Here is a 23,695-nt window from a genome sequence, read left to right on the forward strand (position 1 = left end):
CTGAAAACTCGGTTCTGACTTGAAAAAAGTTACTAGTATATGATATAATAGACTGTATTTAAAAAAATTTTAAGGAGAAATGACAGAATGTCTGTATCATTTGAAAACAAAGAAACAAACCGTGGTGTCTTGACTTTCACTATCTCTCAAGACCAAATCAAACCAGAATTGGATCGTGTATTTAACTCAGTAAAGAAATCTCTTAATGTTCCTGGTTTCCGTAAAGGTCATCTTCCACGTTCTATCTTCGACCAAAAATTTGGTGAAGAGTCACTTTACCAAGACGTTATGAACGCTCTTTTGCCAAACGCTTATGAAGCAGCTGTAAAAGAAGCTGGTCTTGAAGTAGTTGCACAACCAAAAATTGACGTAACTTCAATGGAAAAAGGTCAAGATTGGGTTATCACTGCTGAAGTTGTTACAAAACCAGAAGTTAAATTGGGTGACTACAAAAACCTTGAAGTATCAGTTGATGTAGAAAAAGAAGTAACAGATGCTGACGTTGAAGAGCGTATCGAACGTGAACGCAACAACTTGGCTGAATTGGTGATCAAAGAAGGTGCTGCTGAAAACGGCGACACTGTTGTGATCGACTTCGTTGGTTCTATCGACGGTGTTGAATTTGACGGTGGAAAAGGTGAAAACTTCTCACTTGGACTTGGTTCAGGTCAATTTATCCCTGGTTTCGAAGACCAATTGGTAGGTCACTCAGCTGGTGAAACTGTTGATGTAGTTGTAACATTCCCAGAAGACTACCAAGCTGAAGACCTTGCTGGTAAAGAAGCTAAATTCGTAACAACTATCCACGAAGTAAAAGCTAAAGAAGTTCCAGCTCTTGACGATGAGCTTGCAAAAGATATCGACGAAGAAGTTGAAACACTTGCTGAATTGAAAGAAAAATACCGCAACGAATTGGCTGCTGCTAAAGAAGAAGCATACAAGGATGCAGTTGAAGGTGCAGCGATCGATAAAGCAGTTGAAAATGCTGAAATCGTAGAACTTCCAGAAGAAATGATCCATGAAGAAGTTCACCGTTCAGTAAATGAATTCCTTGGAAACTTGCAACGTCAAGGTATCAACCCTGACATGTACTTCCAAATCACTGGAACTACTCAAGAAGACCTTCACAAACAATACGAAGCAGAAGCTGAGTCACGTACGAAGACTAACCTTGTTATCGAAGCAGTTGCGAAAGCTGAAGGATTTGACGCTTCAGAAGAAGAAATCCAAAAAGAAATCGAGCAATTGGCTGCAGATTACAACATGGAAGTTGCACAAGTACAAAGCTTGCTTTCAGCTGAAATGTTGAAACACGATATCGCAGTGAAAAAAGCTGTTGAATTGATCACAAGCACTGCAACAGTAAAATAATCTTTACAAGATAAAAGCCCACCGGATTCGGTGGGTTTTCTTATGCTTTATTTTCCGAAAATCTCCTGCAGGTCTTCTTCAGTAATCCCAATCATGGCTGGAATATTAGACCAGTTGTCTTCGGTTAGGATGTAGGATTGTTCAGTTTCTGTAATTGGTGTAGCTTCAGTAGCTGATTTACTAGTTCCATCAGTTGATTCTATTAAGTCAGCGAAACGTTCAATTAGATAGGTCTTACGAGCTGTTCCGATATGTTGAGTTGCATAGTCAAAGGCCTGTAGTTCACCTAGTAAAATGAGCTTACTTTTTGCACGAGTGATAGCAGTGTAGATGAGATTGCGTTCTAACATGCGCTTACTTGCACTGGTGATAGGCAGGATAACAACTGGAAACTCGCTACCCTGAGACTTATGGATACTCATGGCATAGGCTAGGCGAATCTTGTACCATTCATTTCGAGGATAGGAGACCTCATTGCCGTCAAAATCGATGACAATTTCATCTTGCTTGGATTCAGTGTATTTTCCTGGAATCAAGTCTGTGATGTAGCCTAAGTCACCGTTAAAGACATTGACCTCTGCATCGTTGACTAGGTGAATGACCTTATCTCCTGTTCGATAGTGACACTGAGGAGCTTCAAAGCTAAGCTGGTCTTTTTGTGGAGGATTGAGGAGGTCTTGCATGAGCTGGTTGATGGCATCAATACCAGCAGTTCCACGGTACATAGGGGCAAGAACTTGAATATCACGAGCAGGGATGCCACTTCTGATAGCAGCACCTAGGATTTTTTCAATGCTAGCAGGGATATGGTTACTAGCGATTTCAAAGTAGGAGCGATCTGCTTTTTTCTGGGTAAAATCTGCAGGCAATATTCCCTGACGAATCTGACTTGCAAGAGTGACGATGGTCGATTCTTCGCTCTGACGGTAGATTCTTTCCAAACGTGTTTGAGGGATGGTTGGTATCTGGAGCAAGTCGGCTAGGACTTGACCAGGACTGACAGAAGGTAACTGGTCACTATCTCCAACGATGAGGATTTTACTGGTAGAGGAGATATTGGAGAAGAGCTGGTTGGCTAACCAAGTATCTACCATGGAGAATTCATCCACGATGATAAAGTCAGCATCCAGATAATCTTCCAGATGGCTAGTGTCGTCATCTCCAGTCATGCCCAGGTGGCGGTGAATGGTAGCGCTTGGTAGACCTGTCAATTCGTTCATGCGACGGGCTGCGCGACCAGTTGGAGCAGCTAGGAGAATGGGTAGATTGCTCTTTTTCTTGAGGTCTATCCCTTCTAAGAGAGCATAGACAGCGATAATGCCGTTGATAACAGTAGTCTTACCTGTACCAGGTCCACCTGTAAGGATAAAGACCTTGTTCTGGATAGCATCGCAGATGGCCTGTTTTTGAATGCTATCATACTCAATCCCCAGTTCTTCCTCAACAGTTGCGATATGTTCTTGAATGGTTTCTAGATCCTGTTTTTTACTTTGATCTTTTTCGAGTATTCTGATGAGATGACTGCGAATCCCTTCTTCTGCAAAAAAGAGGCTATTATCAAAGATCTTGGTATCAATCTGCTGGACCTTATCTTCTTCAATCAGATAAGCAAGTTCTTGGGCAACTTGACTCGGATCTAGTTCGACTGGACGGGAGGATTCCAGAAGGTTGAGGGTTTGCTCCAACAAGTCTCTAGCTTCCATATAGGTATCTCCCGTCTCCATGCAACCTTGAAAGAGACTATGGATAAGACCCGCACGGAAACGCTCGGGAGCCTGGCTTTCAATTCCCAATTCTTGGGCCAGTTGGTCGGCGATGGTAAATCCCAAGCCCTTGATATCCTCAACCAGTTGATAGGGATAGTTCTCAACAATATCTAGCGTTTCTTCCTTGTAAAAGTCTTGGATCTGAAAGGCTAGCTTATTTGGGATGCCGTAATTAGCCAGTTTGGCTAAAACCATCTCTGTTCCGTAATTAAGACGAAGTGTTGAGACAAAGGCTTCACGATTTTTAGCAGAGAGGCCAGAGATAGACTGGAGTTTGTCTGGATTTTCTAAGATTTTGTCAATAGTGTTTTCACCGTAAATATCCATAATTTTCTGGGCTGTTTTGAGTCCAATTCCCTTGAAATGACTGCTGGAGAAATACTTAACCAAGCCCTTACTAGTTGGCTTGGCTCTCTCATAGCGAGTCATTTGTAGCTGTTCACCATATTTGGAGTGTTGGACGATTTGTCCCCAAAAGGTGTATTCCTCTCCTTCAATGATATCAGCCATGGTACCTGTGACAATGATTTCATAATCATCAAAGTCTTCAGCATTGGTATCCTCAATATCTAGAAGTAAAATACGGAAAAAATTGCTGACATTTTCAAAAATAATGCGTTCAATGGTGCCTGAAAAATAAACTTCCATAAAATTCCTTACATTAATTTCTGAGAAAATGTATCCCAGATTTAGTCAAAATAGAATGAGAAGAGGCTGAGATGGGAAATTCTCGGCCTCTTCCTAGTTTTTAAAATGTTCCGATACGCTTGAGTGGCCAGAAGCGGAATTTGGCTTCACCAGTGATATCTTTTGCCTTAAAGGTACCAACATGTCGACTATCGCTAGATACCAGACGGTCATCACCTAGGAGGAGGTATTCTCCTTCTGGAACAGTGAAGGTAAAGCTAGTGTTGTAGTTAACATCTAGGGTAAAGGCCTGAGCCTTTTGAGCTAAAGTTCTAAAGTATTCGCCCTTTTTGCCATCCCAACCACTTCCAGTATAGGTGCTTTGGAGTTTATCTTCCTTGAAACGCTTAAGGTATTCTGCTAAATAGGGCTCATTAGTTTCTTGACCATTGATATAGAGCTTGTCGCTTTCGTAACGGATAGTATCTCCTGGCATACCAATGACGCGTTTAACGATATCCTTGTTCCCATCGTCTTCATGAGCAACCACAATATCAAAACGATTGATTGGGAGATGTTTAACTACGAAAAGGATTTCTCCATCAGCTAGGGTTGGATCCATGGAATGTCCTTCCACACGGACATTGCTCCAGAGAAAGAGACGGCTAAGTGCGACAAGAGTGATGATGAGGATAAAACTCCCCCACTCTTTTAAAAACGATTTTAAATATTTCATAATTTACCTTTCTAGCAGTTTTTTTGCTTTTTCAGTATTTTTAAAGTGTAGCTTGGCGCAGAAGTTGAGCCCCTGCATACCATAATCTTGGAGGATTTGGCTAGCTACCTTATCAGAAGCCGTTCCAGCCCCACTTGGAAGTTGATAACCAAGTTCTCTCCCCAGATTTTCGAGATTTTCTAGAAAGAGATCACGTGCAATGATTGAGCTAACAGCGACAGCCAAGTATTTACCTTCGGCTTTTTCCTCCAGACTGACTGGATTAGAAAAGTGATTAGCTTCATTTTTCAAGTACTTCTCATAGTTTTGAGCACTCGTAAAAGCATCGATCACAATCTTTTCTGGCTGGACTCCTTTTTGGAGGAGGAGAAAAATCGCTTGATTATGCAGAGCTACCTTTACGGAAACGGCATTGTAGCGCTCCCCAATGACTTCATTATACTTACTTGGAGAAAGAAGCAGCGCTTGGTGCTGGATTCTCTCCTTAAGCAGAGGGGCAAGCTGACGAATCTTTTGGTCTGTCAGAGTCTTAGAATCCCCTACACCTAGTTTTCGTAGGAAGTCATGTTGGTCAGGAGTCACAAAGGATGCTACTACAGCCAGACCACCGAAGTAGGAACCATTCCCCACCTCATCTGTTCCAATCAAGGGGAAATTTTGTCCGCTAGTTCCTTGACTGACCTGATAACCAAAAAAGCTGGCATAGTTTTCAGCCATTTCTCCCTGAAGCAAGACTTTTCCAGAAGTGTAGACGGAAACACTTGCCTGCGGAAGCTTGAAAAAGTAGCGAATATATGGGTTTTTACTTGGAGCGAGTTTTTTTTCATGCTTTTGAACAAAGGCTTGGATTTCCTTTTCGCTCGGAGTTAATGTAATACTTGCCATAACTCTTATTGTACCATAAAAGCCGTAGAATTGGTAAAAACTGACAAACTTAGTGAAATTTGGTATAATATCGTGAGGTGAATTTTATGGCAAATTTAAATCGATACAAGTTTACATTCGGAAAAAAAACATTGACCCTAACAACTGAGCATGACAACCTCTTTATGGAGGAAATTGCCAAGGTCGCAACAGAAAAATATGAAGCAATTAAAGAGCAGATGCCTGGAGCGGATGATGAGACAATCGCTATTTTATTAGCAGTCAATAGCTTGTCAACTCAACTCAGTCGTGAGATTGAATTTGATGATAAGGAACAAGAATTAGACGCCCTCCGTCATCAAGTTGTAGCGACTAAACAAGAACAGAGCAAGATTGAGGATTCCCTATGATTTCCGTCCTTCTCTTATTGGTTCTTGCATGGAGCTTTTATATCGGTTATCGTAGAGGTTTGGTTCTACAGATTTACTATTTTGTAGCAACTGTGATTTCAGCTCTTCTTGCAGGAAATTTTTATCAATCTTTAGGGAAACAATTTGATTTGTTGATCCCATATGCAAGTCCACAGGAAGGGCAGGGAACCTTCTTTTTCCCATCCAATCAACTTTTCCAACTGGACAAGGTCTTTTATGCAGGGATTGGTTACCTCTTAGCCTTTACTATATTTTATTGCATTGGTCGTTTGGTGGGTCTCTTTCTTAATCTTCTACCGACTAAAAAGCTAGAGGGCCAATATTTCCGTATAGGTGCAGGTGTTTTATCTCTGGCTGTGACCTTATTTGTCCTCCAGATGATACTGACCATTCTTGCGACTGTTCCTTTACAAATTGTTCAAAATTCACTTGAAAACAGTTTTGTAGCTAAACATATTATCCAGAGTGTTCCCATCACTAGTCATGTGATTAAACAACTCTGGGTAACCAAAATAATCGGATAAAAGGGCGGGAACAATTCCTAGCCTTTTGTTTACAATTTCCTACTCTTCGGAAATCAAATTCAAACCACGTCAGCTTCGCCTTGGATTATATATGTGACTGACTTCGTCAGTCTTATCTACAACCTCAAAGCAGTGCTTTGAGCAACCTACGGCTAGCTTCCTAGTTTGCTCTCTGATTTTCATTGAGTATCAATAGTTTAGGAGCCTTTTTGAAAAGAGTGAGAATTTTAAAAATTATTCGCTCATTACGAAGGAAAAGAAAATGAATAAAAAGATACTAGAAACATTAGAATTTAATAAGGTTAAGGCTTTATTTGAACCTCATCTTTTGACCGAGCAAGGACTAGTGCAGTTGAAAGAACTTACTCCGACTGATAAAGGAGACAAGATTAAGCAAGCTTTTGCAGAGATGAAGGAAATGCAAGAACTCTTTGTTGAGCATCCTCATTTCAGCATTTCTGCAACAAAAGATATTGCAGCGACCTCCAAACGTTTGGAGATGGGTGCTGACCTCAATATCGAGGAATTTCTCCTTCTCAAACGTGTCATCTTTGCCAGTCGTGAATTGCAGAATTTTTATGACAATCTTGAAAATGTACGTTTAGACCACCTAGCTAACTGGTTTGAAAAACTTCATGACTTCCCACATTTACAGGGAAATCTACAAGCTATCAACGAAGCTGGATTTATTGAGAACTTTGCTAGTGAGGATTTGGCACGAATCCGTCGAAAAATCCATGATAGTGAAAGTCAAGTCCGTGATGTCCTGCAAGATCTTCTCAAACAAAAGGCACAGATGTTGACTGAAGGTATCATCGCAAGTAGAAATGGTCGCCAAGTCCTTCCAGTCAAGAATACCTATCGTAATAAGATTGCTGGTGTAGTACATGATATCTCTGCTAGTGGTAATACTGTCTATATCGAACCGCGTGAAGTAGTCAAGTTAAGTGAGGAGATTGCAAGTCTTCGTGCAGATGAACGTTATGAGAAGCTACGTATCCTCCAAGAACTCTCTGAACGAGTAAGACCACACGCAGCTGAAATCGCCAATGATGCTTGGATTATCGGACATTTGGACCTGATTCGTGCTAAGGTTCGCTTTATCCAAGAGACGGAGGCAGTAGTACCTCAAGTGTCTGAGGGACAGGAGATTCAACTGCTTCACGTTCGTCATCCCTTGGTGAAGAATGCAGTCGCAAATGATGTGCACTTCGGCAAAGAATTAACAGCTATCGTCATCACTGGTCCCAATACTGGTGGTAAGACCATCATGCTGAAGACCTTAGGTTTGACGCAATTGATGGCCCAGTCAGGTCTGCCAATTCTAGCCGATAAGGGCAGTCGTGTAGGGATTTTCGAGGAGATATTTGCGGATATCGGGGATGAACAATCCATCGAGCAAAGTCTGTCAACCTTCTCTAGTCACATGACTAATATCGTAGATATTCTTGGTAAGGTCAATCAAAACTCGCTCTTGCTACTTGATGAGCTTGGAGCAGGAACAGATCCCCAAGAAGGGGCTGCTCTTGCCATGTCAATCCTAGAAGACTTGCGTTTGCGTCAGGTCAAGACTATGGCAACCACTCACTATCCTGAACTAAAAGCTTATGGTATTGAAACGGCCTATGTTCAAAATGCAAGTATGGAATTTGATACAGCTAGCCTGCGCCCAACCTATCGCTTTATGCAGGGAGTTCCAGGTCGAAGCAATGCCTTTGAAATTGCCAAACGTCTAGGCTTGTCAGATGTCATCGTAGGTGATGCCAGCAAGCAGATTAATCAAGACAATGATGTCAATCGCATCATTGAGCAATTGGAAGAACAAACACTTGAAAGCCGGAAACGTCTTGAGAATATTCGCCAAGTCGAGCAAGAAAACCTCAAGATGAACCGTGCGCTTAAAAAACTCTATAACGAGCTCAATCGTGAAAAGGAAACAGAACTCAATAAGGCGCGTGAGCAAGCTGCTGAGATTGTTGATTTGGCCCTAGCTGAGAGTGATGATATACTTAAAAATCTTCACAGTAAATCTCAACTAAAACCACATGAGATTATCGAAGCCAAGGCTAAACTCAAAAAATTAGCCCCTGAAAAAGTTGACCTTTCTAAAAACAAGGTTCTCCAAAAAGCTAAGAAGAAACGAGCTCCAAAAGTTGGAGATGATATTATCGTTTTAAGCTATGGTCAACGTGGTACCTTGACCAATCAACTCAAGGATGGCCGTTGGGAAGCTCAAGTCGGCTTGATTAAGATGACGCTTGAGGAGAAAGAATTTGACTTGGTTCAAGCCCAGAAAGAAGCGCCAGTCAAGAAGAAACAAGTCAACGTCGTCAAACGTGCAGCAGGCAAAGGCCCACAGGCTCGACTAGATCTTCGTGGCAAACGCTACGAGGAGGCTATGGAAGCCTTGGATGCCTTTATCGACCAAGCCCTACTCAACAATATGGCCCAAGTCGACATCATCCATGGTATCGGTACAGGTGTCATCCGTGAAGGGGTAACTAAGTACCTACAAAGAAATAAACAGGTCAAGAGCTTTGGCTATGCACCACAAAATGCAGGCGGATCTGGCGCAACCATTGTAACCTTTAAAGGTTAGAATATGAGTTTCAGAAAATTGTTATAAAATTTTCCGAAAACAATTGACAAGGACAGTTTTTTCTTGTAAAATAAGTAAAAATTAAATACAACACCGAATGAAGTTTAATAGAAGTGGAAAGTCCTTGATTTTTCATGACTGTAAATGGACGGAACTCTGGAGAGACCGTAAAGGCACCGAAGGGGCAAGGCAGGCAACTGCTCAAACTCTCAGGTAAAAGGACAGAGCAATGATAGAGCGCTTTTTGGCATTTATCGATGCATTCCAGAGTACATGTTTCCAACATGTGCTCTTTCTTTTGGAGTTGAATAGATAGGAGAATGGTATGTTAAATTTGCTAAAAGAGCTAGATGCTCTAGTATGGGGACCACCCCTTTTGATTTTATTGGTTGGTACAGGGATTTACTTGACTCTTCGTTTAGGGCTTTTACAAATCCTGCGTCTCCCTAAGGCCTTCCAGCTTATTTTTACCAAGGATAAGGGGCATGGAGATGTGTCGAGCTTTGCTGCCTTGTGTACAGCCCTAGCAGCAACTGTTGGTACAGGAAACATCATCGGGGTGGCAACAGCCATCAAGGTGGGAGGTCCTGGTGCCCTCTTCTGGATGTGGATAGCAGCTTTTTTTGGAATGGCGACCAAGTATGCAGAGGGCTTACTGGCTATCAAATATCGGAGTAAGGATGAAAATGGCGCTATCGCAGGAGGACCGATGCACTATATTCTTCTAGGGATGGGCGAAAAATGGCGCCCTCTTGCAATCTTCTTTGCTATAGCTGGAGTATTGGTTGCACTTTTAGGGATTGGTACTTTTACCCAGGTGAATTCCATTACAGAATCCGTGCAAAATACGGCTAGTATTGATCCGACAATTACTGCACTTGTTTTATCTATTTTCGTAGGGATAGCAGTCTTTGGTGGACTCAAGTCGATTTCAAAGGTGTCAACTACAGTTGTTCCCTTTATGGCTATTGTCTATATCTTGGGAACCTTGACGGTCATTCTCTTTAATATCGATAAAGTACCTGCAACACTTTCACTGGTTCTCACATCAGCTTTTAGTCCAGTAGCTACAGTAGGAGGATTTGCAGGAGCGAGTGTTCGGATGGCTATTCAAAATGGTGTGGCGCGTGGGGTTTTCTCAAATGAGTCTGGTTTGGGTTCAGCTCCAATAGCTGCTGCGGCAGCCAAGACAAATGAGCCGGTGGAGCAAGGTTTGATTTCCATGACAGGAACCTTTATTGATACCTTGATTATCTGTACATTGACTGGTTTGACCATCTTGGTGACTGGGGTTTGGAATGGTAATTTAGATGGCGTTGCTCTAACTCAGTCAGCTTTTTCTACAGTCTTCTCTTTCTTTGGACCTGCTCTTCTAACAACCTTCTTGGTACTTTTTGCCTTTACCACGATTTTGGGATGGAACTATTACGGAGAGCGTTGCTTTGAGTTTCTCTTTGGCGTTCGCTTTATCTGGCTTTATCGTGTGGTCTTTGTACTCATGGTCTTACTAGGTGGATTCATCGAGTTGGATATGGTCTGGGTCATTGCGGATATTGTTAATGCCCTCATGGCTCTACCAAACTTGATTGCACTCTTAGCCTTATCACCAGTCGTTATCGCTGAGACGAAGAAGTATTTTGATAAATAATGTAAGATTGATATTCCCATTTATAGATAAGACTAGCATCTGTTTGTGAGATGCTAGTTTTTTCACTACTAGGGCTAGTCTTTTATTTTATACTCAATGAAAATCAAAGAGCAAACTAGGAAACTAGCCGCAGGTTGCTCAAAACACTGTTTTGAGGTTGTGGATAGAACTGACAAAGTCAGTAACATATATACGGCAAGGCGACGTTGACGCGGTTTGAAGAGATTTTCGAAGAGTATTATGTCATAAGATGAATGAAATTCAAGAGTACCTCTTTTATGATATTCTTTATTTGCACTTTTATTTATTGTATAATAGTCAACATAAATCTGTTTTTGGTCTGATATGTCTTGTTTCATCTAAGTGCGAAAGAAAAATAAACTGGAGGTGTTTATGTCAAAAGATATTCGAAAATTAGTGACTTCACAGGGACTAGCAAATCTAGCAGATGTCTTTTTTAGAGTCATTGTGATTGCAAATGTGTTTGTCTTATCTGGTTCTGTCATTTCAACCTCTCTAGTACCAATTCTGATTGGACTATCCTCCTTTTTAGCTAGTTTCTTAGTTCCATTAGTAACGAAGAGATTAGCTTTAAATCGTGTTCTTTTCTTGACTCAATTTGGTAAGACGATTCTGCTAGCGATTTTGGTTTTTCTACTCAAGCAATCTGAAACTATTTCCCTCTCTTTTTTATATGCTATTGTTACCTTAATCTCCGTTTTGGATGGTTTTGCAGCGCCCATTTCCTATGCGATTGTTCCACGCTATGCGAGAGATTTAGCTAAAGCGAATGCAGCCATTTCTATGAGTGGTGAAAGTGTACAACTAGTTGGTTGGGGATTAGGAGGTTTCTTATTTGCGAGTCTGGGAATGAATCCTAGCCTGCTCATTGTGTTAGTTTTGTTCACAATTTCGACGATTTTGATGTTCGTTTTGCCACTAGTCGAAAAAGAAGAGGTGTCCTCTGAAACAAGTCTTGAGACGCTAACAAAAGGTTGGCGATTGGTGGCTAAAGAATCAAGATTACGTTTTATTGTCCAGGCCAATCTTTTAGAAATTTTAGCCAATGCTATCTGGGTATCTTCTGTTTTACTTGTTTTTGTGACTGAGATTTTACATCAGTCAGAAAGCTATTGGGGCTATGTCAATACAGCCTATTCCTTGGGGATTATCTTGGGAGGTGCTATTGTCTTCCGTTTAGCAGAGAAAGTTGTTACCTATAAATATCAAACTATGACCTTTTCTTTGTTAGCTACAGCACTAGTAACTCTGTTGATAGTGTTATTTCCAAATCCACCTGCTTTTCTATTCCTATCTCTAGTAATTGGTTTTCTATCTCAGATTAAGGAAGTCCCTGAGAGTGTATTTTTACAGGAATCGGTTGATGAGAAGGAACTTGTGAATGTTTACTCCGTTATCGAAGTTGTCTCTACATTGGCCTTTTCTGCTTCTGTTTTTCTAATGAGTTTTATCACAGAATATTTTGGAGTATTTACTGGCTTTGGCTTGGCTATTTTCTGCTTGTTAGTAGAGTCCATCTTAGTTTTAAGAAACAAGCATCAGATAGATTAACAGTTATGATCACACATCTGGTGTGATTTTTTTGTTTTCATAAAAATTTTTTATCAGTGCAATTTAAAATATATATTATGCAAGGTATAGATTCTGTGTTAGACTTATTGTCAACGAAAAGCTAACGAGTCATCAATCAAGGCAAGGATTTGTTCAATAGGCTGATGAGATTTCGTAAGATTTTCGCAGAAACTATTTAATTACAAAATGAAAAGAGGTCCCCTTATGACAACATTTACTATCCATACAGTAGAATCAGCGCCAGCAGAAGTGAAAGAAGTTCTTGAAACGGTACAAAAGGATAACAATGGCTATATCCCAAATCTTATCGGTCTTTTGGCCAATGCCCCTACAGCCCTAGAAGCTTACCGAACTGTTGGAGCTATTAACCGTCGCAATAGTCTAACACCTGTAGAGCGCGAAGTGGTGCAAATCACTGCAGCTGTAACCAATGGTTGTGCCTTTTGCGTCGCTGGTCACACAGCCTTTTCTATCAAGCAAATCCAGATGAATGATGACCTTCTCCAAGCCCTTCGCAATCGTACCCCAATCGAAAGCGATCCTAAGCTGGATACCCTAGCTAAGTTTACCTTGGCAGTCATCAATACCAAAGGGCGCGTAGGAGATGAAGCTCTTGGAGAATTCCTTGCAGCTGGCTATACGCAAGAAAATGCCTTGGATGTTGTTCTCGGTGTCAGTCTAGCAAGTCTTTGTAACTATGCTAACAACCTAGCTAACACACCGATTAATCCAGAATTACAACCTTATGCATAAGAGGAGGACAAAGTATGGGATTTTTTTCAGAAGAATTTTTAAGCTGGTTAGACCAGCACGCTGATGAAATTGACAAAAAATCATGTCAAGCTGGAGAAGAACTGATTGAGAAAATTGCTGCAGAAGGCGCCTTTCGTGTAGGGGTTCCCAAAGTTCTTGGAGGGCTAGGTGGAAATGATCAAGATGTTATCGATATCCTTGCTGAACTCGCTCAACATTCCTTAACAGCCTCCTTTATTTCATGGGGGCAACGAACTTTAATAGACAATATTCTTCATACTGATAATGCTTATTTCAAAGAAGTTTACTTGGAAAAACTCTTATCAGGAGAATATGCAGGCGCTACGGCCTTATCTAATGCAGTAAAGTATCTATCTGACTTAGAAGAACTAAATGTTCGAATCCTTGAAGAAAATGGGAATTATTACCTAAAAGGACGACTTCCTTGGGTAACCAATGCTCGTAGGAATCGCTTCCTCACTATTTTTGTAGCAGGATTTGCAGATGACCCGAGTCAAAGTTACGTAGTAGCTGTACCATCGGACGCAGAAAACTTTAGTCGTTCCGAAGATTTGGAATTTGTTTCTCTCCAAGGAGGAAATACAGCAGCTCTGACTTTTAACAAGGTCCCTTTAAAGGAAGAGTGGATTCTATCGAGGGATGCCCATCAATTTTTAGCGCAAAATCGTCCAGCCTTTTTAGGCTACCAATTTGGCCTAGCCTTTGGTTTGGCTGAACGTTCACTCTCAGAAGTCGAAAAAGAATTGGGGAAACGAGGTGTCTTGAAGGAAGAATGGCAGCATCAGGTCGAACAGTTAGATGATATTCGACATTCTCTCTATCAAGGACTATCTGAAGAGTCCTATTTCGTTAGAAATCCGCGTGAGCTATTCCAGTTACGAATTGATATTGTTGATGTTGTTGCTCAAAGTCTCTTGTTAGAACTACAAGCTGGTGGCGGTAGAGGATATTTTAGTAAATCGACATCTGGTTTCATACGTCGTTGGAATGAAGGTGCCTTTTTGCCAATTGTTTCTCCTAGTGCAGTGCAATTGCGACATATTCTAGCGACAAACTAACAATAAAGAAAATAAAAACGAGGTTTATCTTTTTAAACTTCGTTTTTTAATACTTCATTTAAGCGCTTTTATGCTATACTGATAATAACATGACTATTGGAGGTTCACATGAAAAAACTCCCCTTGGCCTTTTCAGGGTGCTTATTGGGATTGGCTGGAGCAGGCAATCTCATCCTGGATATTTTTCCACTATTATCGCACGTCTTTAGTTTGTCAGGCTTGATTTTATGGTTTTATTTTTTATACAGTCATCTTAGTGATTGGCAAGAGAGCCAGCAAGAACTTAAGAAAGCTCCTCTATTATCGGGAATGGCGACCTTTCCCATGGCAGGGATGATTTTATCAACCTACTTACTGCGAATCTTACCTACGAGTATGGGTATCATAGCGCAAGCTCTTTGGTGGTTTGCCTTTCTACTGGATGTAGGGTTAATCATCTACTTCACTAAAAATTATGTGCAGACTAAACCAAGAACGAACGCAACGCCAAGTTGGACAGTTCTCTATGTGGGGATTGCAGTAGCAAGCTTGACCTACCCAGTGGTGGGTATAGTCGAGATTGCCTATGGCGCTTGGATTTTTGGCTTTACCTTAACCCTTTTCCTTTATCCTCTGATTTATCAAGATTTGAAAAGTAATCCATTGCCACGGGCTTTACTGGGGCAAGAAGGAATCTATTGTGCTCCCTTTTCTCTACTGTTAGCAGCACTCGTTCGAATCGGAGGTTCAGCTCTTCATGATTGGATTTTGCTAGTCATGATACTTGCATCTCAGGCTTTCTTTTTCTTTGTCCTCAGTCGTTTGCCAAGGATTTTAAAACAGGGATTTCAACCAGCTTTTTCAGCCCTAACCTTTCCAACTATCATCACAGCAACTTCATTGAAAATGGCCCAAGGCATTCTGCAGTTTCCAGTCCTTAACCTCCTCGTTTGGCTGGAAACTATCATTTGTTTAACAATCCTCACCTACGTATTAGTAGAGTATATACGATATTTAAGAAACTAAAAGCCCCCCTAGCACGGAGAAGTGTTAGGGGGTTATTCTATATTTAGTTTGAGAAGTATTTTGGAATCATTCGAAACAACACAGCTCTAAAACTTACAGACGATTTTAGAGCCTTTAATAAATATCACCAAAATGGATTTTAGACCATTCTCCAAAGTCTACATCATATTCAATAGGTTTATTATAGTCTGCATCCCAAACTATAATATAGTACCCTTTTTCAGTGTTAGACTTCTCTGTATAGTATTTCCCTAAAACAACACCATCTTTTAGCTCAACTTTCAAATCATCATCTTTTATTTGTTGAGTCTTCTCTATTGGTTTTACATCTTCAATTTTACCTTTTGGGGCAAAATTTACCCAAAGTAACAAGATTGCCATAAAAATTGCGATTGAATACTTCCACAAATTAAACATTTTCATTTTCTATCATTCCTTTCCATGTTACCCATATTCTATGAGTTAGTAGAGGGATTTTATAAATCCCAACTACATATTTTAAACCTTTAAAATCCTACAGATTGACTTAACCATTCTGAAAAATTTTCTTCATCCTTTAGCTTCTCATCCCATTCTAGGTCTTCTAGGTATGTACTGTTTGTAATCATTTTAAGCCTTTTGTTTTTAGTTTTGGAACCATTCGAAACAACACAGCTCTAAAACCGCATAAATATCATTGGTTTCGTTAACTTTGTTTTGGAACCATTCGAAACAACACAGCTCTAAAACACAGACGACTCTAGAACGCAGCAGGTGGGCGTTTTGGAACCATTCGAAACAACACAGCTCTAAAACGTAAGAAGTTTAGACCTAACTTGGCGACAGGTTTTGGAACCATTCGAAACAACACAGCTCTAAAACGTTTTAGCGAAGCTAATACTTTATCCGCTTGTTTTGGAACCATTCGAAACAACACAGCTCTAAAACCACCATATGTTTCCAAATTGGCCAATAGAAGTTTTGGAACCATTCGAAACAACACAGCTCTAAAACGGGAGAATATGCTAACTCAATCATCGGCATGTTTTGGAACCATTCGAAACAACACAGCTCTAAAACACAGACGACTCTAGAACGCAGCAGGTGGGCGTTTTGGAACCATTCGAAACAACACAGCTCTAAAACGTAAGAAGTTTAGACCTAACTTGGCGACAGGTTTTGGAACCATTCGAAACAACACAGCTCTAAAACTATGTTGTTAAACAAATATATTTAATTAACGTTTTGGAACCATTCGAAACAACACAGCTCTAAAACTCATGCTCATACTTCAACAGTGTTTGTTGAGTTTTGGAACCATTCGAAACAACACAGCTCTAAAACTATATCACTTATCTCTTGACTTATTCCAAAGTTTTGGAACCATTCGAAACAACACAGCTCTAAAACTGATGACCAAGACAGATGGGCTTTTGATGGTTTTGGAACCATTCGAAACAACACAGCTCTAAAACGGCGGCGGTGGTGTGAACTCTGTTATTGAGGTTTTGGAACCATTCGAAACAACACAGCTCTAAAACGGTTTATCCAAACATTAGGACGAGTTGTTAGTTTTGGAACCATTCGAAACAACACAGCTCTAAAACTACAGACACAGACACGAAACAATATCGCTAGTTTTGGAACCATTCGAAACAACACAGCTCTAAAACCATTAATATTTTTAAATCCAGTATCGCCCGGTTTTGGAACCATTCGAAACAACACAGCTCTAAAACTGAAAAACTCAAACCGTTGAAGCTTCTGTGGTTTTGGAACCATTCGAAACAACACAGCTCTAAAACAAAAAGACATACAAAGGGTTAGTGGAAAGCGTTTTGGAACCATTCGAAACAACACAGCTCTAAAACAACAGAATTTCTCATAATCTTCCGTTTCTAGTTTTGGAACCATTCGAAACAACACAGCTCTAAAACGTAAACTCACCGACATTACCCTGGGAATTAGTTTTGGAACCATTCGAAACAACACAGCTCTAAAACGTATTTATTGGGTAACTGTTTGAGATATGGGTTTTGGAACCATTCGAAACAACACAGCTCTAAAACGGTCTTGTGGAACGTAAGACACACACAGGGGTTTTGGAACCATTCGAAACAACACAGCTCTAAAACATACTCAATCAAGTTCTTTCCAGCATAATCGTTTTGGAACCATTCGAAACAACACAGCTCTAAAACTTCTTATTATGAACTCCCCACGCCCCCGCTGTTTTGGAACCATTCGAAACAACACAGCTCTAAAACCTCGTAGAAAAATTTTTCTCACGAAATTTCGTAATCGCGCCATTCGTCCCAGCCAGACTTCAGCTCGTTAGGTTCCAATTGTTACTCTTATTATACCATATTTTCAGGGTTCAAGAAATAGTCTTGATCCATCACATACTGCGGAAAATCATAGACTTTTCGAGGTTCGATAAATAAAACTCTTAGTTGATTGAGTTGGATATACTCTATCAGATTTACTAACTCATCCTTTGATAGATAGGCAGATGCATTGATGAAAACAAGGAGTTTCTTTTTCGAAAGATATTTAAAAACCTGGACAATCTCTAGCATCTTTTCAAAAGGTGTATCACTCAGAGTTTCCACTTTGACCCCTAGCGCATCGATCAACTCTAGAATGGTGATTTCGTCGTACTCCAAGTCCAATTCGTTTTCCAAACACTCAAATGCCAGTAATTCTGTAATCGTAGCTACCAGCTTTTCAATCATGGACTTGACTTCGGGTTTGTCATTGAGTTGATTTTCAAGATCCGCATGTATCAGCTTGAGCATGGCAGGTGAGTTGAGATTGTATCCTAAGACATCTGTTATCAGTAGTAACTCGGACTCTTTCAGAGCTTTTAGATTTCTATCAAATAACTTCAACTCCCCTTCATCAGTGTACTGGTAGAATTGCTTGACGATAGTTGAAAAGGTAAACTGGTCTTCCAACACTAAAAAAGTTGCATTTTCAACAGCTAATGGTTCATCCAATAGTGGAAAATTAATCTTCATCTCCAGGCTCCTCTCCTAGAAAGACCAAACGAGCATCTGAGTTTGCTATGCTGGTATTTCGCTCGCCATTTAAGTAAATCATGCGAGAAAATTGTTTTTCTGTTACGGTTAAGAGAGTGATGGTCCCTTTTTTAGGATTGTGCGCCTTAAGGCGTTCAATCATAGCATTATTAGCAGAGTTATTGAGCAAAAGTTTGCTATAGATGGAGAATTGGTGCATGATAAATCCTTCATCTATGAGGAACTTCCGAAATTTCCGATAGGCCTTGCGTTCCTCTGCGGTATCAACCGGCATATCAAACATTAAAATCATACGCATATATCGATAACTCATATCCTAAACTCAGGAACTCCTTTCTCAGGTTGATTGAGAGCTTGAATGACTTTCTTGGTATAGTCGCTGACGATATTGGTCAGATACATATCTTTACCATTGTAGTGAAAGGTGTCCGAGAAAATAGCGAAAAGTTCTCGCTTGATTTTGGCAAAAGAACTGTTTCGATTTTCATAGACGATTCTGTCAATAATCGGACGAAAAGGCTCCATAATATCGCTAGCGAGGTTGAATTGATTAAACTGATTAGCATGTTTCAAGCCGAACTGAGTCATGCAGCCAGACAACACAATCTCACGCGCAAACATACTCAAAATCAAGGTATAGCCGTAGTCCAAGGCGGCGTTGACATCACTATCTTGCTCACGACTAAAATCATTCCCAAACAAGGTGTTGAAATATATACGAGCCGCGTGTCCCTCACGGTTACTAGGATCAAATAAATCTAAACCATGATAAAGATCAATGACCGACTGACTCTTTTCTAGAAAACCACAACTCCCTAGATAAAAAGCTTGATTGAGAATTTTTTGTGCAATAATGGAGGTCCAAACTTGTGTCTTAGCGTCCTCACTCCATGTGATTTGCCGAGAGAGTTGCAAACTGGAATCATGTCGGCCATAGTAAGGCATTAAGTATGCCGTCGGCAAGCGTTTATCATCACAAAAGATGACCAGAATATTTTCATCCACCAAGCGCTTTATCAGCATAGTAGAGAGAACGATATCCGTTGTCTCCAAAAGTAAGATGTCCACCTCGGACAGGTGAATCAACTCTGTCCGAGAGGCATCTTTAAAAATCAAGTGGTTGTTCTTGTATGAGAGTTTAGAGTGCGTATTGACTACAACGGTTCTCCATCCCATTAGTCTTCTCCTAGTTTACTTAAGTCAATCCGAGTCTCGTAGAGACCAGTGATGGATTGGTGGATGAGGGTGGCGTTGAAACAAGAAGACACAGATTGATATCGTACATTTGATTGACTAATTTCAACACCAAGAAATCTAAAAGCTCCAGGAGCTCCAAATGAGGTGAGTTTCAAGAGCGAGATAAAGGATTCGCTTAACTGATAAATATCTTTATCGGCTTGCTCAAACGCTTGTTGTAATAATGATTCAACAATTGGTTTTTGGATATATTTTTTAGATAAAGAAATGATTGTTGTTAATAATTCTTCAAATTCACTTTGATGTGTTTCTACATACTGTTTATGAATTGGTTCACTAATTTTATTAATTCGCTGTGCGTGGTAAAGCAAAGTAGTGAAATGGTAAGGTAAAATCAATTCGTTACCTTTTTGCAATTCAATAGAGCTTGCTAATAATCTTCGCTGTCCATCATTAAACTTAAAGAGACTATACTTAGGTAGTTTTATAATAAGATTAGGATTGATATTTTTATAACCATATTCTTCGAGATAGGCGGTTGGATTTGCTTCAAATTTCTTTTTATCTTGAATGGTTATTCCAACCATCTCTTTAATTCTTTTTAATTTTTTAGCCTTTCCTTTTTCAATATCTGCTATAACAAGAACTGAATAAGCGATTGTAGGTCTTGCATAGCCACCATACTTTTCAGGTGATAGACCGGATTTGATAGGGATTAGTTTACTTGCGTCGACTACTTTTTTCTTGGACACAATATTGTTATCAAACAGACCACCATTTTGTCCAACGGTTTGCTCTTCTGTCTTCTTCACAATATTCACCTGCGAAAGTGAAAGAATTTTTCTGATTGTAGCGAAATCTATTTCCTTATTCCAAGCAATTTCTCCAGTATCCTTGGAGTATTCGATATTCTCTCTTTTTACGATGGTTCCGTCTGCGTAATGCACCTCTTCTTTAAAGAAGTTCAACAAGTTTGAGTAGAAGAAATACTTTTCAGTTGCTTTTTCAATTTCTTTAGGGTCTCTACTTCTTGAGATGTATCTTTTAAGATCGTACTTTTGGTAGTCACCGTAGACAAATTCAGGCTCTAGTTTAGGATATTTCTTAAGGATAGCCTTAGCAACCACTGCATTTAAATAGGCATCATGTGCATGGTGGTAGTCATTGATTTCCCGCACCTTGTATAACCTAAATTCTTTGCGAAAGTTGGAAACTAGATTGGATTTCAAAGTGATGATTTTGACGGTACGGATTTTCTGGTTTTTCTCATTCACTTTTGTATTAAAGCGAGAATCTAAGATCTGTGCAACATGCTTTGTGATTTGCCGTGTTTCAACCAACTGACGTTTGATAAAGCCAACTTTATCTCGCTCATTTAGTCCACCTCGTTCAGCCTTGGTTAAATTATTAAATTTACGTTCTGAAATTAACTTCGATTCCAACAATTGTTGCCAAAAAGCTTTTCTTTTTTGAACAACCTCTAGACTTGGAACATTATCAGATTTACCTCTATTGTCTTTGGAGCTTGTTAGTACACGGTTATCAAGCGAATCATCCTTAATAAAGGCCTGTGGAATGATATGGTCTATGTCATAGCTACTCAGATGATTAATATCAAGTGGATTTCCTGTGTACATATCTTTTCCATTTTGGAGATAGTAAAGGAAGAGACGGTCATTCTGAAGTTGAATGTTATCTGTTGGATGTTCTTTTAGGATATTGGAGTTGAGCCCAGATGCTAAGATTTTCAGTGAATCTTCAATGCGTTTGTATCTTTGTTGGGAATTCTTTTTCCCTCTTGCAGTTGTCTGATTCTCTCGTGCCATTTCAATTACAATGGATTCAGGGTCGTGGCCCATAACTTTGACAAGCTCATCGACAAGTTTAATACTTTGTAAAATTCCTTTTTTAATAGCAGAACTCCCTGGAAGTTCTTGGACAATTTGCTTCACATCGTCTGGCTTACCAACCACTTGTGATTCTTGGATAATTTCTTTAAAAGAAAGCCCATCATCATTGATTAACTGCATAAAGTTACGATTGTTGTAACCATCATCAATCAGATAATCAAGAATCGTTTTGCCTGTCTTTCTATCACGGATGCAGTTAATCAGCTTGGCAGAGAGTTTTCCCCAACCAGTATAGTGTCGACGAGTCAGTGTTTTAATCACTTTCTCATCAAAGATAGAGGCGTATTGAGCAAGGCGCTGCTTAATCATTTCGCGATCTTCAAAGATAGTTAGCGTATGGACGATATTTTCAAGGATTTCTTGATTTTTAGGTTCATCCATAAACCTCTTATCTTTGATAATTTTGAGTAAATCATGATAAGTAGAAAGGCTGGCATTAAATTGTTTTTCAATCCCTTTTAGTTCGATTCCATCGTAGCCGTCGACATTGTGTAGATAATGGATGAGGTCTTTTTCAGTTACTTTTCTTTTCTCTTTGAATAATTGATTGATAATTTTCTTCTTCTGTCCACTATCAAGGAATTGATAGTCTCTCAATCCTTCTGCAATGAATTTTACTTTTGTTAATTCATTATAGACAGCAAATGTTTCATACAACAGACTATGCTTGGGTAAAACTTTTTCTTCTGGGAGATACAAGTCATAGTTAGTCATCTTATTGATGAAAGCTTCCGCAGAGCTTGCTTTATCAACAATTTCTTCAAAATTCCAGGGGCGTATTGCTTGGTCAGAATTTCGAGTAAGCCAAGCAAAATCTCGATTGCCACGAGCCAATGGGCCAACATAGTATGGAATGCGGAAGGTCAAGATTTTCTCAATCTTTTCTCTGTTTTCCTTCAGGAATGGATAATGTTCTCCTTGTCGACGGAGAATGGCATTCATTTCTTGAAGATGAATTTGATGAGGAATAGAACCATTATCGAAGGTGCGTTGTTTTCTCAAGAAATCTTCACGTTCGATTTTATCAAGTAAATAGTCTGCTCCGTCAATCTTAGAGAGAAGGTTTTTGATGTATTTGTAAAATGCTTCTTGAGTGGTCTTGCTATCGATGTATCCAGCATACCCCTCTTTAGATTGGTCAGAAAAAACTTCATCATATTTTTCTGGAAGATTGTTTTTGATGAATTGTTTTAAAGCTGCCAAATCTTTTTGGTGATTTTCATAGCGCTCAATCATAGATGCTGACAGTGGAGCCTTGGTTGAAGGATCTGTAACGGTTAAGATTCCTGATAGAAGGATGGCGTCATAGAGTTTTTTAGCAACTAGAAAAAGATCAGCAAAGTCATCTCCAATTTGTCCGAGTAAGTTTTCCAAATCCTCATCATAGGTATCTTTAGAGAATTGTAGTGGGGCTTTTTCTTCTAAGTCAAAATGTTTTTTAAAATCAGCCTGATTTCCTACAATTAACTTGAGAAATTCTGAAAACAAACCAGTGGATTTTTGATCAGGAAAGAGTTTTAGAACGCGTTCTCTCTTGGTAGATTTACTAATTTTATCAGTAAAAATCGCTTCTACTTGTGCGTTTTGTCCACTAAGTGAACTTCCTTCAAAGGTGTTGTCGTAAATGCTTATAAACTCGTTAAAGATTTTTTGGATATCATTGTTTTTAATATCAAAGGATTCTTCATATAAAAAATGTCCGCGGTATTTAATCATATGAGCTAATGTCAGATAGATTAAGCGCAAGTCAGCTTTTTCCTTCGAATCCGCTAGTTGCTTTCTCAAATGATAGATAGTTGGAAATTGCTTATAGTATTCTTTTTCTTCTGTCAAGGTAGCAAAAATAGGGTATTTACTTCCTCTTTTATCCTCAGGGACTAAAAAGGAGTCATCTAATCGATGAAAGAAACTATTATCCACCTTGCTTATTTCCTCAGAAAAGATTTCTTGAAGATAGCGAAGACGATTTTTTCGACGGGTATAGCGACGGCGTGCGGTTCGTTTTAGACGTCTATCTTCAGCAGTAGTCCCTTCATCAAATAATAAAGCTCCGATTAGATTTTTCTTGATAAAGTGTTTATCAGTATTGCCCAGAACTTTCATCTTTTTCGATGGCACCTTATAGTCATCCGTAATGACGGCCCATCCGACGCTGTTAGTTCCGATATCAAGTCCGATAGAGTAAGGTTTATTGCTCATTTAGTGTTCTCCTTTGAGTTATACTTTTTAAGTTCTTATTAGCAAATGCTAATATATTAATCTTAGATAGATTATATATCTTTTGACTATTAAAATCAACAAAATATAAAACGTTTCCAACGTGAAAGTTTTAAAATATAATGTTATTTTGTTTTATATAGATTTTTTCTTGCTATTTTCTAAATAATAGTATAGAATACAAGTGTTGGAACTATTCGAAACAACACAGCAAGTTAAAATAAGGCTTTGTCCGTACACAACTTGAAAAAGTGAGCTCCGATTCGGTTGCTAGGAAGTCATCTGCAAAGATGGCTTTTTCTTTTTAAAGAGAGATGAGACAAGCGGTCTTTAAAATCATAAAAACGCATAATAT

At 39.5% G+C, this 23,695-nt stretch carries 17 protein-coding genes, 1 CRISPR repeat array and 1 riboswitch; of the genes, 9 read left to right on the plus strand and 8 right to left on the minus strand.

The window, feature by feature from the left end:
• Nucleotides 1-87: 87 nt before the first annotated feature.
• Nucleotides 88-1,371 carry a trigger factor gene (gene tig / locus ADH90_RS09625; protein ID WP_049531080.1) on the plus strand — a complete coding sequence of 428 codons (1,284 nt, stop codon included), beginning with the start codon at nt 88-90 and terminating at the stop codon, nt 1,369-1,371.
• Nucleotides 1,372-1,418: 47 nt separating this feature from the next.
• Here the strand turns inward: tig and ADH90_RS09630 are convergent, their stop codons facing one another.
• The 3 genes from ADH90_RS09630 to rnhC all read right to left on the minus strand — a co-directional run bounded on the left by ADH90_RS09630 (nt 1,419) and on the right by rnhC (nt 5,385).
• Nucleotides 1,419-3,785 carry an ATP-dependent RecD-like DNA helicase gene (locus tag ADH90_RS09630; RefSeq protein WP_049531081.1) on the minus strand — a complete coding sequence of 789 codons (2,367 nt, stop codon included), beginning with the start codon at nt 3,783-3,785 and terminating at the stop codon, nt 1,419-1,421.
• Between the two features lie 100 nt (nt 3,786-3,885).
• The gene (lepB, locus tag ADH90_RS09635) at nt 3,886-4,500 is read right to left on the minus strand and encodes a signal peptidase I (RefSeq protein WP_049531082.1); all 615 of its coding nucleotides are present in this window, start codon (nt 4,498-4,500) and stop codon (nt 3,886-3,888) included.
• A 3-nt stretch (nt 4,501-4,503) separates the two neighbouring features.
• Nucleotides 4,504-5,385, minus strand: coding sequence for a ribonuclease HIII (gene rnhC, locus ADH90_RS09640; protein WP_049531083.1), 882 nt, complete (start codon nt 5,383-5,385; stop codon nt 4,504-4,506).
• A gap of 86 nt (nt 5,386-5,471) precedes the next feature.
• Between rnhC and zapA the strand changes: the two genes are divergently transcribed.
• From zapA to ADH90_RS09690, 8 genes are all read left to right on the plus strand, one after another.
• Nucleotides 5,472-5,774: a cell division protein ZapA gene (gene zapA, locus ADH90_RS09645; protein ID WP_049503020.1), complete on the plus strand. Its 303-nt coding sequence runs from the start codon at nt 5,472-5,474 to the stop codon at nt 5,772-5,774.
• Nucleotides 5,771-6,319 (plus strand): CvpA family protein, encoded by a 549-nt coding sequence (locus ADH90_RS09650; protein WP_049531084.1) that lies wholly within the window; start codon nt 5,771-5,773, stop codon nt 6,317-6,319. Before zapA ends, ADH90_RS09650 begins: the two co-directional genes overlap by 4 nt.
• 262 nt (nt 6,320-6,581) lie before the next feature.
• Complete coding sequence (locus ADH90_RS09660) at nt 6,582-8,918, plus strand: endonuclease MutS2 (RefSeq protein WP_049531087.1); 2,337 nt, start codon at nt 6,582-6,584, stop codon at nt 8,916-8,918.
• 146 nt (nt 8,919-9,064) lie between these two features.
• Nucleotides 9,065-9,153: riboswitch (glycine riboswitch) on the plus strand.
• A 90-nt stretch (nt 9,154-9,243) separates the two neighbouring features.
• Complete coding sequence (locus tag ADH90_RS09665; RefSeq protein WP_049531089.1) at nt 9,244-10,566, plus strand: alanine/glycine:cation symporter family protein; 1,323 nt, start codon at nt 9,244-9,246, stop codon at nt 10,564-10,566.
• Between the two features lie 393 nt (nt 10,567-10,959).
• The gene (locus ADH90_RS09675) at nt 10,960-12,138 is read left to right on the plus strand and encodes a ryptide export MFS transporter (protein WP_049531091.1); all 1,179 of its coding nucleotides are present in this window, start codon (nt 10,960-10,962) and stop codon (nt 12,136-12,138) included.
• Nucleotides 12,139-12,363: 225 nt separating this feature from the next.
• Nucleotides 12,364-12,912 carry a carboxymuconolactone decarboxylase family protein gene (locus ADH90_RS09680; protein WP_049531092.1) on the plus strand — a complete coding sequence of 183 codons (549 nt, stop codon included), beginning with the start codon at nt 12,364-12,366 and terminating at the stop codon, nt 12,910-12,912.
• A gap of 14 nt (nt 12,913-12,926) precedes the next feature.
• Nucleotides 12,927-13,991, plus strand: coding sequence for an acyl-CoA dehydrogenase family protein (locus tag ADH90_RS09685; protein WP_049531093.1), 1,065 nt, complete (start codon nt 12,927-12,929; stop codon nt 13,989-13,991).
• A gap of 108 nt (nt 13,992-14,099) precedes the next feature.
• Nucleotides 14,100-14,996 (plus strand): TDT family transporter, encoded by an 897-nt coding sequence (locus tag ADH90_RS09690; protein ID WP_049531094.1) that lies wholly within the window; start codon nt 14,100-14,102, stop codon nt 14,994-14,996.
• A gap of 114 nt (nt 14,997-15,110) precedes the next feature.
• Here ADH90_RS09690 and ADH90_RS09695 read toward each other — a convergent pair whose 3' ends face one another.
• The 5 genes from ADH90_RS09695 to cas9 all read right to left on the minus strand — a co-directional run bounded on the left by ADH90_RS09695 (nt 15,111) and on the right by cas9 (nt 23,322).
• Entirely contained in the window at nt 15,111-15,419 is a 309-nt protein-coding gene (locus ADH90_RS09695) for a hypothetical protein (protein ID WP_049531096.1), read from the minus strand.
• A gap of 204 nt (nt 15,420-15,623) precedes the next feature.
• Nucleotides 15,624-17,242: direct repeats of the CRISPR family, unit length 36 nt; unit sequence GTTTTGGAACCATTCGAAACAACACAGCTCTAAAAC.
• A gap of 90 nt (nt 17,243-17,332) precedes the next feature.
• Nucleotides 17,333-17,995, minus strand: a complete 663-nt coding sequence (gene csn2, locus ADH90_RS09700) for a type II-A CRISPR-associated protein Csn2 (protein WP_049531097.1) — start codon at nt 17,993-17,995, stop codon at nt 17,333-17,335.
• Complete coding sequence (cas2, locus tag ADH90_RS09705) at nt 17,985-18,329, minus strand: CRISPR-associated endonuclease Cas2 (protein WP_049531098.1); 345 nt, start codon at nt 18,327-18,329, stop codon at nt 17,985-17,987. The genes csn2 and cas2 overlap by 11 nt, the downstream gene beginning before the upstream one ends.
• On the minus strand, nt 18,326-19,192 hold the full coding sequence (gene cas1, locus ADH90_RS09710; RefSeq protein WP_049531100.1) for a type II CRISPR-associated endonuclease Cas1: 867 nt from the start codon (nt 19,190-19,192) through the stop codon (nt 18,326-18,328). Before cas1 ends, cas2 begins: the two co-directional genes overlap by 4 nt.
• Nucleotides 19,192-23,322: a type II CRISPR RNA-guided endonuclease Cas9 gene (cas9, locus tag ADH90_RS09715; protein ID WP_049531101.1), complete on the minus strand. Its 4,131-nt coding sequence runs from the start codon at nt 23,320-23,322 to the stop codon at nt 19,192-19,194. The genes cas1 and cas9 overlap by 1 nt, the downstream gene beginning before the upstream one ends.
• Nucleotides 23,323-23,695 lie beyond the last annotated feature (373 nt).

It is taken from the genome of Streptococcus pseudopneumoniae (assembly GCF_001073085.1).
Taxonomy (GTDB): Bacteria; Bacillota; Bacilli; order Lactobacillales; family Streptococcaceae; genus Streptococcus; species Streptococcus pseudopneumoniae_M.

Excerpts from the sequence above, each read along its gene's own strand:
- cas2 (WP_049531098.1), bottom strand. The coding sequence starts at position 18,329 with ATGAGTTATCGATATATGCGTATGATTTTAATGTTTGATATGCCGGTT.
- rnhC (WP_049531083.1), bottom strand. The coding sequence starts at position 5,385 with ATGGCAAGTATTACATTAACTCCGAGCGAAAAGGAAATCCAAGCCTTT.
- cas1 (WP_049531100.1), bottom strand. The coding sequence starts at position 19,192 with ATGGGATGGAGAACCGTTGTAGTCAATACGCACTCTAAACTCTCATAC.
- ADH90_RS09650 (WP_049531084.1), top strand. The coding sequence starts at position 5,771 with ATGATTTCCGTCCTTCTCTTATTGGTTCTTGCATGGAGCTTTTATATC.
- ADH90_RS09675 (WP_049531091.1), top strand. The coding sequence starts at position 10,960 with ATGTCAAAAGATATTCGAAAATTAGTGACTTCACAGGGACTAGCAAAT.
- zapA (WP_049503020.1), top strand. The coding sequence starts at position 5,472 with ATGGCAAATTTAAATCGATACAAGTTTACATTCGGAAAAAAAACATTG.
- ADH90_RS09630 (WP_049531081.1), bottom strand. The coding sequence starts at position 3,785 with ATGGAAGTTTATTTTTCAGGCACCATTGAACGCATTATTTTTGAAAAT.
- lepB (WP_049531082.1), bottom strand. The coding sequence starts at position 4,500 with ATGAAATATTTAAAATCGTTTTTAAAAGAGTGGGGGAGTTTTATCCTC.
- ADH90_RS09660 (WP_049531087.1), top strand. The coding sequence starts at position 6,582 with ATGAATAAAAAGATACTAGAAACATTAGAATTTAATAAGGTTAAGGCT.
- ADH90_RS09690 (WP_049531094.1), top strand. The coding sequence starts at position 14,100 with ATGAAAAAACTCCCCTTGGCCTTTTCAGGGTGCTTATTGGGATTGGCT.
- ADH90_RS09685 (WP_049531093.1), top strand. The coding sequence starts at position 12,927 with ATGGGATTTTTTTCAGAAGAATTTTTAAGCTGGTTAGACCAGCACGCT.
- csn2 (WP_049531097.1), bottom strand. The coding sequence starts at position 17,995 with ATGAAGATTAATTTTCCACTATTGGATGAACCATTAGCTGTTGAAAAT.
- cas9 (WP_049531101.1), bottom strand. The coding sequence starts at position 23,322 with ATGAGCAATAAACCTTACTCTATCGGACTTGATATCGGAACTAACAGC.
- tig (WP_049531080.1), top strand. The coding sequence starts at position 88 with ATGTCTGTATCATTTGAAAACAAAGAAACAAACCGTGGTGTCTTGACT.
- ADH90_RS09680 (WP_049531092.1), top strand. The coding sequence starts at position 12,364 with ATGACAACATTTACTATCCATACAGTAGAATCAGCGCCAGCAGAAGTG.
- ADH90_RS09695 (WP_049531096.1), bottom strand. The coding sequence starts at position 15,419 with ATGAAAATGTTTAATTTGTGGAAGTATTCAATCGCAATTTTTATGGCA.
- ADH90_RS09665 (WP_049531089.1), top strand. The coding sequence starts at position 9,244 with ATGTTAAATTTGCTAAAAGAGCTAGATGCTCTAGTATGGGGACCACCC.